This is a genomic window from Peribacillus frigoritolerans, from assembly GCF_030676415.1.
Lineage (GTDB): Bacteria > Bacillota > Bacilli > Bacillales > DSM-1321 > Peribacillus > Peribacillus frigoritolerans_A.
This window is the reverse complement of record NZ_JAUUTW010000035.1, coordinates 36,068-49,522: the sequence shown is the minus strand read 5'-3', so window position 1 is coordinate 49,522 and position 13,455 is coordinate 36,068. Positions and strand designations below refer to the sequence as shown.

Genomic DNA, 13,455 nt, shown 5'->3' with positions numbered 1-13,455 from the left:
TAAAAAATTGTCGATGCAGGCGATGCTTACTTTCGCTGCCATTAATTTAAAGAAGATGGCCAATTGGACATGGCGAGGTCCAAAAATGGCCTAACATAGTGGGCTCGTAGAGCCCCAATCTCTTAACCTTTGGTCAAAATTTAAAAGGGAATTTCAAAAGGGGTTCGGAATTTTTTAATTCCGAACCCCTTTTGTCTACAAACTGAAGGGTATCCATAATGGATACCCTTCTAATTAGCTATATTCGCATAATTAAATGAAGCGCTTTCATATCACTTCGATATAATGCCTTTTAACTTTTCCGCCTGCCCGGTCAATTTCTTTAAGGACTCCTGATACTCTTTTTCTAATTGTTTAATGATGCCGGCAGCGGTATCTATTTTTTTAATCGCCCCTACACCATGACCCGCTGACCAAATATCACGCCACGCTTTAGAATCAGATGATTTGGACATGCTGTCAAAATCGACTTTATCTTTTTTAGCTAATCGTTCTGGGTCCATGCCTTCCTTTCTGATGCTCGGTTTAAGCATATTACAATTAACGCCTGAAAATGCATCAGTCAAGATGATGTCATCATGATTTGAATCGACAAGCATTTCACGATATTCATCATTTGCCCTGCTCTCTTTTGCCACGATAAAACGTGTACCCATATATGCAAGATCAGCTCCTGCAGCCTGAGCGGCCAAGATACTGTGACCAGTACTGATGGATCCGGCAAGCAAAATGATTCCGTCCCAGAATGTCCTTACGCTGTCCACGAAAGCAAAGCTATTTATCTCACCAGCATGACCACCGGCTCCCGCAGCAACCAAGATCAATCCGTCCACACCTGACTCCGCAGCCTTTTTTGCAAAATCCACAGAGCTGACATCAGAAAAGACCAAGCCGCCATAGCTATGTACGACATCCACCACATGTTTTGGTGAACCTAATGATGTAATGACGATGGGAGGCTGATGCTTTTTGACCAATTCCAACTCTTCTTCAAGACGGCTATATGTACGATGGACAACCATGTTCATTGCCCATGGAGCAATCTTTGAGCCTGGTTCTTTAGCCTTTGCTGCAATCAATGTATCGTTTATGTCACCCATCCATTGATCCAGTACTTCTATCGGCCGCGCATTCGGTGCTGGAAAAGAGCCGATCACCCCATTCAAACAGCATTCTTTCACTAACTCAGGACCGGATATTAAAAACATAGGTGCTGAGATAACTGGTAAAGATAATTGATTCCACCATTGTTCAGGCAAAGTTCTTGTCATCTATGAAACCTCCCATTTTAATATATTACCAAAATATAACACTACAAGATTATCATACTTCTAAAATACACAATTTTCAAGAAATTAATTCAGCAGCAGAATCTCTTTGTCATGCAGCGCCATTTCAATGAAAAAACTGTATATGGAATACGTCCCATATACAGTGTCGATTCAATTTGAAAGCGCCCATTTACGAATGGCCTTAGCCACACCATCTTCTTCGTTTGTTGCTGTAACCCAATCTGCTTTTTCTTTCACAATTTCTTGGGCGTTTCCCATTGCCACCCCCACTTTTGCTTCAGAAATCATCGCTAGGTCATTAAGGCTGTCACCTACTGCCATAACATTATCCATAGTAATATCGAGCAATGAGCATACAAGCTTTATCGCTTTCGCTTTATTGACGCCCATGGCATTCACTTCAATATTCGTTGGGCTTGAATTGCTTATTTCAAAGTTTCCTTTTGATACCAGTTCATCCATGATGATTTGGCGGATGCTTTCATCATTTGTATCAAATCCGAATTTAAGCCATTGCGAATCATGAATTTTTTCAGGCATTTCAGCCCTGTAAATATTATCGCAACTAATTGCCCAAAAATGTGTACCATGTTTTTGGCTTAATTCCCACATCCATTGTATGGACTCACTATCGACGATATTCCTTTCCACCAGTTTTCCTTGATTATCGTAAATTTCGCTTCCGTTTACCGTAATGAGGTATGATTGGAGTTCCATTGACTTTGCAAAATCACTGCATGTCGCATAGGATCTTCCTGTGCTCAATACAACAAAAACCCCTTGATTTTCTGCTTCTTTTATCGCTCTCCGATTTTCTTCAGATATCTCTCCAGCCTTATTGAGAAGCGTGCCATCCATATCAAGTGCAACTAGCTTAATATCTTGTTTCTTCATTCTTATTCACCCTTCCATAATCCCTTCTTTATGTAACTAAGTCCATGATAGCTTATAATGCATACGCAAGGAAAGTACGTGAATAATTGAACAGGCATTACTCTAAGTGGCATTATTTTTATATTCAAGCGAATATCCTTATCCGGACACTTTGTATTTTGCCATTCTAAAGATCTTCTACTCCCTATCTTTTTTCATTTCATTCAATTCTTTTTTTATCTGACCTTCCCATTTTGGGACACCATCATTTTCATCAAATTCTATAATGACATCCGTTACTCCTCTTTCCTTGAATATCTCATTAAACAGCCGATCTTTAATGTCATCCGCCTGGGCGATTGAAATATGGGGATCAAGTTCAACTTCAAGTTCAACATGAAAGTCTTCCCCTTCTTTTATTACGGCCAGTTTCTGTATATCCCTTACGTCTGGATCATCCATGACCATAGTTCCAATTTTTTGTCGCATTTCAATATCGGCTTCCCCAAGAGCACCTGCAGCATTATCAAGAAAAACCCTTCCAACCACATAGAACATACCGAGACCGATCATGACGGAAGCAACTCCTTCCGCTTGGATGAAGGGGGTGAAGTTTGCTAATAAAATGGCAATTATCGCAAGGACCCCACCTCCGGTTGCAACCATATCTTCCATGAATACTAATTTCGTCGCTGGTTTTGCTCTTTTTAAACCAGAGAAGCTCTTAAATATGACGGCTGCTCCTTTAGCTTCGATTCCAGTCTCATGCACCACTTCTTTCATCGCTTTAAATAATACATATGTTTCCAACACAACTGCTAACGAAAGGACGGACAAGTTTATAAGGATACCCGTTGATTCTGCAGGGTGCAAAATGTGATGGAACCCTTCTTTAATCGTTTCATAAGACATGATTCCAACAACCAATACTGCCCCTAATAATACGAGGTTAACCAAACGTCCAAAACCATCAGGGAATCGATCGGTTGGTGACTTTTTACTTAGTGCGGAACCAATGAAGACGAAAAACTGATTCGCAGCATCGCCCAAAGTATGTAAAGTTTCAGCAAACATAGCGACATTCCCTGTCATGAAATAAGCAATCCCCTTTAGTACAGCGATGATACTATTCACACAGGCAGCAATGAACGCCGATTTATTCCCTTGTTTTAATAACCGAAATAATTCTTTCATATAAAATCCCCCCTAATCTTTTTATAAATCCATTAACATAATGTATTATCCCCAACACTGGAATATATGAAACCACAAAAGCGATACCCAAAACTATACGATTGGAGAATGGTTATAAGTTGTATCTCCCACAAACGAATATATTCCAGGAATGGACTCATCTATTCTAATAAGTTCACAATGGGCATTCATTTCTTTAGAAAACTGATTAATGCAACAAAAAAAGGGAGTAAGCGGCGGCTTACTCCTATCATTCAAGAACTTCTTTAAGCTTCCATCCCCTTTTTCACTAACTTAGATGGATTATTTACTTTATACCGTATTTCTTTATTGTATTTTTTGTCGACCACTTTTCCATCAAATTCGATTGCGTCCCCTTCTTCGAGCTCTGCTTTTTTTAGTGTCTTGCTATAACCACACCAAGCATCGCCGATAGTCAATTCAGGTTCCGTTGTCACTTTGACATTCTCCAAGAGTATGACTTCATCTTCTTCACCAGTGAAATGGTTCATTTTCGCCGTGAACTCCTTGATGGTTGCGGTGAAATGTACTTTTTCCCCAGGTAAGTCCAACTTAGGTTTTGCTGTCGTCTTTTTAGTTTTGGTTTTTGCTTTTTTTGGTTGTTCACTTATCTGATCGGAGTTTTCTGTAATTGGTGCTTCCATTACCTGTTCAGTTTCTCTAGGATCTACAGATGTTTCGGAAACCGGTCCACTCAACAATTCTTTTCCGAAACTGGAGCTTTGCATTTCCTTTAAATAGGAAGGGTGAATGCAACTAAGCTTGCCATTTTCAAATTCAACGACTACAGTGTCAAGACCATTTCCATATTGTTCATAACCTGCCAATTTGACTTTTGCTTGAAAACTGCCGCTTTTATATAATAGTTCTCTTTTTACCGAACGGGCAGTGAATAATTTCCATTCCAATCCTTTAGCGATATAGTCCGTATCATCTAAAAAAGGGATATACTCTCCTTTTGGTGCGATATAATGAATCAACTCTTCAGCTGGAGTTTCAGCCACAGTCACCACTCCTAATCTTTTCTATAGATTATATTCTAGCAAAGGATTTCAAAGTTGCAAATGAATGTGTATCATAATGGGTTGATAGCAGTCACAATTACGACCACGCTTAAATTACCCCCATTAAATGAATGCGATCATTTTTGGAACCCGAAAAAAGCTGCCCACTAAGAGCAGCCCTGACTGTAGACAATTTAGAAAGGGAATTTTGCCTTCATTTTTTTACGTTCCAGTCATTTTCAGAAATCAGCCCCCTTTCCGCCGACTGTCTGCTAAGTCTCTCGCCACAAGCATCCAGCGGGGTCTTGCCTAGCCAGTTATTCGGCAGGATTGACGTGAATTTCTTCATTTTAATGAGGGTTTCATAAAACAGTTAAAAACCATAAAGTATAACCTATTCTTGTTTTAAAACCCTGGTTCGGGATGAGACATTCCGAACCTCCTCCTACATTAACGTCTGCAACAGGAATGAGAGTAATAGAAAACCGTTTATATCCAAATTTCCCACGAGTTTTTCTTTCGAAATAATTACCTTTCTTTTGGACACAGAAAAAAAGCTACTCACTAAGAGCAGCCCTTTAATAAGAAAAATCAACCTTTATGGCATATGGGTTGCCAAAAATGGCTCAGATTAATTCATTCCCTTTACCCTTCTTTCACATCTTCCATTGGCAACTGGACTTCGTTGTACTTCATTTCGCCAGAACTATAATTTTTTCTCATTTTAAACATGAGGAGAAAACCAATAGCCCACCAGCCTGCAAAAATGAGCCATTCATAAGGCCAAATTAAAGCTGCTGGCATACCTGGTAAGTATAAGGCAATAAATCCTATGCTAAGAACCAATGCGACCCAGCCCACGATATTTGATTTTCCAGCACGGAAAGGTCTTGCCATCTCAGGAGCATTTTTTCTCAATTGAACAAATGCAATTGCTACGAATAAATATGCCAATACAATAGCCAGTCCGCCAGCATCAACCAACCAAACTAACATAGGTCTCCCTAATAATGGACTAATCATGGATATAGCACCTATAAACAATACAGCATTTGTAGGCGTATTTGTTTTCGGATGTAATTTACCAAACCAAGCTGGAATCATCTTTTTTTCCGCCATTGAATAGAGAACTCGGCTGCCTCCAATAATAAAGGCATTCCAGCTCGTCAGAATACCTGCAACACCACCTATTATCAAGATGTTTGCAAAAATACTCGATCCATAGACTTTGGCCATTGCATCTGCCGTTGGTAATACAGAAGTGGTTATTATATTTTTATCTAAAGATACTCCTACAGCGTATATAATGGCAATATACCAGATAACGGCAAGGCTTACTGAAAATATAAGGATTTTCCCAATTAATTTGGGTTCAACATTCATTTCTTCAGCTGTTTGAGGTATTACATCAAAGCCCACAAACATGAACGGAGTCATGATCAGTACAGTTATGATTCCTACTGTGCCATCCAAAAATAGTGGTTTCGCATCTCCCAAATCACTAGTGAATCCGGCTCCAAAGATTAACATCAAACCAATGAGACCTATTACAATGGTTAAAACCATTTGGAGAATGGCTGCCGATTTCACACCAAAATAATTAATAAGTGTAACTAAAATGGAACCTATTACCCCAACAAGCACCCATGTTAAATACACATCATATCCAGTAATAGAATACATGAATCCTACCTTATAATTAGGAAATACATATTCAATGACAGTTGGCAAAGCAACCGCTTCAAAAGCAACCACAGATATATAACCTAATGCGAGGGCCCATGATGCTACAAATGCAGCTTTTGGACCGACGCCCCTTAATACATAAGATAAAGCACCTCCAGCAGCGGGCATAGCTGAAGCTAATTCTGCATAGGTCAGACCTACAAAAGTTACCAATACTCCACCTATTAAAAATGCTATCATCGCTCCAAGTGTACCTGCTGATTCAATCCATGTACCCGATAATACTACCCAACCCCAACCGATCATGGCCCCGAATGCCAAAAATAATATATCTACCTTAGAAAGAACTTTATTTAGACTTTTAGTTTCTTTAATGGTAATCCATCCCTTTCTTGAAAGACTGTAGGACAAAACAAAAACTTAGGAACCCTTTTCAAAGAAATAATGATAGAAATAATAATAAAAAAGCATTTGGTTGATATGTATAGAACTTATGGACATTTCTGCATTACAAAGTGCTGACATTAAGGAATAATTGGTTATGTATCTGAATCCACTAAATTGATCTATACCTGACTATTTTCTCAAATAAAAGCACCCTCTCTCACTAAAATTTTATACATATATAAATAAAAGCAATATCCATGCCAAAAAAAGGATAGTTATTTTAATAGGGTTAAACGCTTTTATGAATTTAAAACGATGCATTACTGAATCATAAATTCGATTTTCGATTCATATATTAATTATTGCCCCTTTTTGATTCACAATCGAATTAAAAAATGACAATTTAATTGTTTTCTTTTAAAATTTCGACACACATACGAAAATAACAGGGATAAAAAAAGAAGATGCTAAAATCCAAATTATGATTTCTTGGCATCTTCCAAATAAATTTATTTTCACTGAGAATGATTTTATGTAAAGTACCGGCAGACACGGAATGCCCTCCCGCTATTAATCAAAGATCTATGTATAAAATTTCGAAAAATATTGATATGTATATAATGCTTTATGTAAAGTCACTATATGATATGTATTAAACCCTTATAAATTCATTCTGAACTTTGGGGAAATGAATGCTGAATGTGGTTAACTTTTCATTGGAGACACAATTCATATATCCATCATTACTTTCAATGATCTTTTTACATACGTATAATCCAATTCCCGTTCCTAACTCTTTCGTTGTGACAAAGGGCTCAAATATAGATTCGATCAATTCACTGGCAATGGCCGGTCCATTATTTGAAATTCGAATTATTCTTTCATTCGCCTCAATTAAAGAGTTTATCCTTAAAATTCTAGGATGTTCCTTATCCTTTAAGGCATCAATGGAATTTATAAAAAGATTCAAGAACACTTGTTTTAACCCATCCTTGCTCGCAGTCATGACGAAGTTTGGATAAATATCTATTTCCACATTAACGCTGGCATCGACAATATTTGCATAAGTCAGTTCTTGTATTTCTTCAATTAACTTTAATACGGAAATTTCCTCTCTTTGTTCCTCATTAAAATCAGATTTAGAGGTATGGAGGAATTGGGTTATCCTGAAATTCAACTGATTTAACTCATAATCGATGATATCCAAATATTTCAAGCTCGGGTTCTCCCTCTTCAGTAATTTATTGAACCCCATGATTGCTGTAAGAGGGTTTCGGAACTCATGTACAAAGCTTGATGATATCTGACCCAGTACCGCTAATTTATCTTTGTGGTTTTCACTGATATAAGACTTTTTTTCCTCGATCACTTCATTTGTAAGATTCGTATATCTCGTTACTGCATGATAGCTGAACGTATCAAAGTGCAAGTTGATGTCATTAATGAATTTCTGCAAATAATTAATAGGGATATTGGCCCCAAAAACATTTCTGATTATGATATTTCTCCCTAAATTGATATTATATAGAAAATCCCCAATGTTGATATTTGCTTCAAGACGTTCTTTTGCTACCTGGTAAGCCAATTTTATCAGCACATCATCAGACAATATCTCTTTGAACGTTTGGATGACCAGTGAGTACATCCCATAACCATTTTCTTTAATCCTTTCTTTGTAGGGGTCTATTTCATTGATCTTAATAGTCTCGTTCCATTCATTTAAAAACACCGATTCATTTTCCTCCAAATATTGAATCAATATATGCTTATACTTCTTATGTTCACATGACAACTCCATACTATTGACCACACATCCCCTTGCGGAATTTAGATACTACATCAATAACATCATTCTATATGAGATTTTGATTTCCTGCACTTCATTATTTATTGTTTTTTAAGGTGAAATGTAGCTTATAAGGAGACAGGTATGCTGGTCCGCATATAGTTACTTGCGATAACGAAAGAACCGACCAAATCAGGTCGGGAATCTTGGATCGCCATAAAAAGGAAACTCATCATTCATATTTTTTATATACTAAGAATCTCTTACTTTTGAAAGTTGATTCCATATTTTTTCATTTTTCTATATAGCGTATTTCGGCCGATGTCGAGTTGTTTCGCGGTGTTACTGATATTTCCCTTTGTTCGTTCCAATGCATTCCTGATAAGTTGGGTTTCTTGTTCTTGAAAGTTTCTTGGTTCTCGATCGGCATTTGCCCCTTCCTCATGTTTAATGGAAGAAACAGGACAAAGTGCCACAAGCAAGTCCCTTGTAATCGGGCCATTATCAGCTAGGAATGAAGCCTGTCCGAGCACGTTTTGCAATTCACGGAAATTTCCTGGCCACGAATATTCCAAAATGAATGTTTTAGCTTCGTCAGTTAGTTCTGCATGTTCGCTTTTATAAGGTAAATCCGCTAAAATGTATTTTGCTAACAGCAATAAATCTTTACGACTCCTTAGGTTTGGAAGTTTTAAAGATAATCCACAAAGGCGGAAAAATAGATCTGCACGGAATTCTCCAGCTTCAATTTCTTTTTGTAAGTCTTTGTTGGTGGCGGCAATGACCCTTACATCGATTGGAATGGAAGCATGTCCCCCTACACGCGTCACACATCGTTCCTGCAGCACGCGGAGCAGAGTCGCTTGAGCTTTAAGCGGCATGTCCCCGATTTCATCCAAAAACAGGGTTCCGCCATCTGCAGCTTCGAATTTACCCTTATGCCCGCCGCTTTTTGCGCCAGTAAAGGCACCCTTATCATACCCAAATAGCTCACTTTCCAATAAGTTTTCGGGAATTGCGCTGCAATTGATGGCGATGAATGGCTTATCACTTCTTAAGCTAACCCCATGAATGGATTGAGCGAACAGTTCTTTTCCCGTTCCGCTTTCTCCAGTGATAAGCAGGCTGATATCAAGCGCTGCAGCTCTTTTAGCAATGGATATGGTTTGATTCATTTGCGGATCATTACTTATGATATCGGTAAATTGATAACGATTAGTTGTTAAACCATCAGTCAATTTTTGTTTTTTTAACCTCACGATCACGGAGGATTGATGTTCTATATTTTTGCCAAGGGTTTGAACCAGGAATTCCTGGTCTTTAATTGAAATCTTCTGTTCTAACACAAGTGGGTCCGTTCCTGATATTATATTCGATACCGGTTTTTTCAATGTGCCGATAACATGTGACGCCGCTAAATTGAGATCTGTAACTTTCCCCTCTTTATCAAGGGTAATTAATGGATCAGGGTATGAATCATATATAAAATAAAGGTTTTTCTCCCTTTTTTGTGTATGGGACAATAAGAGTGCTTGTTTGATGCTATCAGCCACCCTCTGAACTAAACTAATGGAAAAAGGATGATAATTCTGTTGATGACTGCTTAAATTCAAAACACCAAGCAGATGCCCATCAGGGTGATAAATGGGCGATGCGGCACAAGTAAGGAAATGGTTATCCTGGTGAAAGTGTTGACTGCCATGAATCAATACAGGGTTTTTCTCTACTATGGCTGTCCCTATTGCATTTGTTCCTTTTGATTCCTCTAGCCAATTGGCCCCTTTTCTCAGGGAAACATTATCTGCATGGCGAATGAAAGCTGGATCCCCAACTGTTTCGATGATATATCCTTCAGGAGCAGCAAGTAATAAAATGGACTCCAAACCATTAATCGAGCGATAAACTTCTTCTAAAATGGGGGAAGAATGGTACAGTAGTTCCGCATATCGATCGTGGTATTCGGCCAATTCAAATGCACCAAGCATATCTTCCTTATCCATCATGCTTGGCTGAAGTCCCTTCGAAATGCACCGCTGCCATGATTCTTGAATAAATGCCGGTATGGTTCCTTTATCCGCGCTTATATTAACAGACATTGAATAATCCTCCCGTATGTATAATCCAGTAAATCGGCCACTATTTTTTTATTCAATTTCATTAATGAAACTCTATGTAATCCAAAGTTTCAGAGCATTCAGGCTTCGTTGATTCAATTTAATTATAACAGAAAATTCAGATATCCACCAAAACGAAAACAGCCTTATGCGAACTACTAAACTTTTTTGTTCCATATTGGAACACCAGCTGTTCCAATATGGAACAGTCCGGCACCTTCCAAGATCCCTCTACCATCTTCTTTAACTGGTTTCATTGGTTTTTTGTTATGGCATTAGACTTGCATAATTACATGTCGAGAAATTGATTCCTTTGATAAGGGGGGAAAAATCAAGTAATCCGTTTTTTAAGATATTCAGACTTGCTGCAAGTCAGCCAAAGAGAATGTATCGAAACATAAGATTATGCCTGATCCTTTTACTTAGAGGAACGCCATTGTCCGAACAGATATCGAACTTAAAATCCAAATGAAAAGGGGTATTATACATGGAACAAACTATTAAACTTAATCAACGAGTGCAAGAATTCTTGAAGGGCACTAAAAAGCTTTTGATTAATGGGGAATTGGTGGAAGCTGCTTCAGGAAAAACCTTTGAAACACTCGATCCTTCTAACGGCAAGGTTTTAGCGATTGTGAGTGAAGCAGGTCCGGAAGATGTAGATAAAGCAGTCAAAGCAGCCCGTAAGGCTTTCGACAACGGTCCTTGGAAAAAAATGAGTGCATCGGAACGCAGTCGCCTCATTTATAAATTAGCGGACCTCATGGAGGAACATAAAGAGGCGTTAGCACAATTGGATACCCTGGATAATGGCAAGCCGATTGGCGAAACCACTAATGCCGATGTCCCCCTTGCAATCGATCACTTCCGTTATTATGCGGGATGGACCACTAAGATAGTAGGACAAACAATACCTGTTGCTGGGAATTACTTCAATTATACCCGTCATGAAGCAGTTGGAGTGGTAGGACAGATCATCCCTTGGAATTTCCCTCTACTTATGGCCGCATGGAAATTAGGAGCAGCCCTTGCAACCGGATGTACGATCGTTTTAAAACCAGCGGAGCAAACGCCGCTTTCAGCATTATATTTAGGTCAATTGGCGCTTGAAGCAGGTTTTCCTCCTGGCGTTCTCAATGTCATACCTGGATTTGGTGAAACAGCAGGGTCACCGCTTGTAGACCATCCAGATGTCGATAAAATTGCCTTTACCGGTTCAACCTCAGTAGGCAAAATGATCATGCGCCAAGCTTCGGGAACTGTGAAAAAAATCTCGTTGGAATTAGGCGGGAAATCGCCTAATATCATTCTACCGGATGCAGATATGAGTAAAGCCATTCCTGGTGCTTTAATGGGCATCATGTTTAATCAAGGACAAGTTTGCTGTGCCGGTTCCCGCCTGTACATTCAAAAGAAATCCTATGACAACGTGGTAGCTGACTTAGTGTCCCATGCAAAAAACATTAAACAAGGGGCCGGTCTTGATCCATCTACCCAGATAGGGCCTTTGGTTTCCAGTGAACAATTGGAACGGGTGGGCAGTTATATTGAAAAAGGAAAGTCTGAAGGAGCTGAAGTGGTTACCGGGGGCAATTACGGACAAGGAGAGGGTTATTTTGTAGCACCTACAATATTTGCAGGCGTTGAAGATGAAATGACAATCGCTAAAGAAGAAATCTTCGGTCCTGTTGTAGCTGCCATGCCATTTGATGATTTGGATGATGTGATAAACCGTGCAAATAACTCTGAATATGGATTGGCTGCTGGTTTATGGACACAAGATGTAAAAAAAGCCCATTATGTGGCTAATGAATTAAAGGCAGGTACAGTTTGGGTAAACTGTTATAACGCCTTCGATGCAGCTTCACCATTTGGCGGTTATAAACAAAGTGGAATTGGTCGGGAAATGGGCAGTTATGCTTTGGATAATTATACGGAAGTCAAGAGTGTATGGATTAACTTAAACTAAATAAAAGAGTGAACGCTCCATATGATCATTTGGCTCAGGTATCGTGATTGAAATGCATGTTACCGTTTCCTTAAATATTTGCAAAAAGGTGTACCAAAGTGCGGACTTTGGTACACCCTTTTCTTGTTTTGTAACTTATATCATTCGGACTTAAACAAAAAGAAGAGACCTTTCATTTTCGAAAGGTCTCTTTGTATGCATTATCCATTACGTTCGATTTGCATTTTCTCTCTGTTTGCTTTTTCTTTTTCTATATTTTTCTGTCTTGAAGTCCCGGCAACCAGGATTCCAATCACCACTATCGCTTCAAATCCATACTTAATGAAGGGATTTGCAAAGTAGTCGTGCATGAAGGGTTCAGCTACGATCATTTTAGCAGCTGTCCAGCCTAGTATTCCCGCACCAATTATTATGATGACTGGGAAACGTTCTATCAGTTTCAGGATCAAAGTGCTTCCATACATCACTACTGGGATAGATACAAGTAAACCGATCACCACTAAAGTGAAGTTACCATGAGATGCACCTGCGACCGCTAGGACGTTATCCAATCCCATCAAAGCATCTGCAATAATAATGGTTTTTATAGCAGCCCACATCGAGTCTGCAGGCTTCAAATCATGTTCCTCTTCTTCGATAAGGAGCTTATAAGCAATCCATACAAGAAGTAATCCCCCTATTAAATGCAGCCCAGGCACCTCTAATAGCCAAACAACCAGCAGCGTTGCGATGATCCTTATCACAATTGCCCCGACCGCTCCCCATATTATTACCTTTTTTTGCTGTTCTTTTGGAAGCTTTCTTGCAGCCAATCCAATAAGGATCGCATTATCACCGGCTAGAACCAAATCTATCATAATGATCGCTAAAAGTCCTGAAATAAATTCACCTGTTAAAAAATCCAACACAATTTCCTCCCTTTTACAAAAATAAAGAGACCTCTGCCATAAATGGCAAAGGTCTCGCTAAGCACTAAATAAATTAGGCCAATAAAGCCGGTGGAATTCCCACGTAATGACGACTTTATTTCAGGTTATCCCTGACGCTACTCCCCTTTACGGGAATAAAGAATATGTAATTCTTTTAATATCTTTCCATAGGAAACTACCAAGAAAAAATATCACTAATT

General features: G+C 38.9%; 9 protein-coding genes. 1 reads left to right on the top strand and 8 read right to left on the bottom strand.

The window, feature by feature from the left end:
• Window positions 1-272 precede the first annotated feature (272 nt).
• The 7 genes from Q8G36_RS23865 to Q8G36_RS23835 form a co-directional block, all read right to left on the bottom strand.
• A complete protein-coding gene (locus Q8G36_RS23865; RefSeq protein ID WP_305162286.1) occupies window positions 273-1,271 on the bottom strand; it encodes an NAD(P)H-dependent flavin oxidoreductase in 999 nt (332 codons plus the stop codon).
• A 171-nt stretch (window positions 1,272-1,442) separates the two neighbouring features.
• Window positions 1,443-2,186, bottom strand: coding sequence for a Cof-type HAD-IIB family hydrolase (locus tag Q8G36_RS23860; RefSeq protein WP_305162285.1), 744 nt, complete (start codon window positions 2,184-2,186; stop codon window positions 1,443-1,445).
• A 177-nt stretch (window positions 2,187-2,363) separates the two neighbouring features.
• Window positions 2,364-3,359, bottom strand: a complete 996-nt coding sequence (locus Q8G36_RS23855; RefSeq protein WP_305162284.1) for a cation diffusion facilitator family transporter — start codon at window positions 3,357-3,359, stop codon at window positions 2,364-2,366.
• A 266-nt stretch (window positions 3,360-3,625) separates the two neighbouring features.
• On the bottom strand, window positions 3,626-4,384 hold the full coding sequence (locus Q8G36_RS23850; protein WP_305162283.1) for a hypothetical protein: 759 nt from the start codon (window positions 4,382-4,384) through the stop codon (window positions 3,626-3,628).
• 645 nt (window positions 4,385-5,029) lie between these two features.
• On the bottom strand, window positions 5,030-6,451 hold the full coding sequence (locus tag Q8G36_RS23845; RefSeq protein ID WP_370694112.1) for an APC family permease: 1,422 nt from the start codon (window positions 6,449-6,451) through the stop codon (window positions 5,030-5,032).
• 658 nt (window positions 6,452-7,109) lie between these two features.
• Entirely contained in the window at window positions 7,110-8,255 is a 1,146-nt protein-coding gene (locus tag Q8G36_RS23840) for a histidine kinase N-terminal domain-containing protein (protein WP_305162282.1), read from the bottom strand.
• A gap of 251 nt (window positions 8,256-8,506) precedes the next feature.
• Window positions 8,507-10,339: a sigma-54-dependent Fis family transcriptional regulator gene (locus Q8G36_RS23835; RefSeq protein ID WP_305162281.1), complete on the bottom strand. Its 1,833-nt coding sequence runs from the start codon at window positions 10,337-10,339 to the stop codon at window positions 8,507-8,509.
• A gap of 505 nt (window positions 10,340-10,844) precedes the next feature.
• Here Q8G36_RS23835 and Q8G36_RS23830 point away from each other — a divergent pair.
• Entirely contained in the window at window positions 10,845-12,326 is a 1,482-nt protein-coding gene (locus Q8G36_RS23830) for an aldehyde dehydrogenase family protein (protein WP_305162280.1), read from the top strand.
• A gap of 200 nt (window positions 12,327-12,526) precedes the next feature.
• Here Q8G36_RS23830 and Q8G36_RS23825 read toward each other — a convergent pair whose 3' ends face one another.
• Complete coding sequence (locus tag Q8G36_RS23825; RefSeq protein WP_251433746.1) at window positions 12,527-13,231, bottom strand: TerC family protein; 705 nt, start codon at window positions 13,229-13,231, stop codon at window positions 12,527-12,529.
• Window positions 13,232-13,455: the final 224 nt, after the last annotated feature.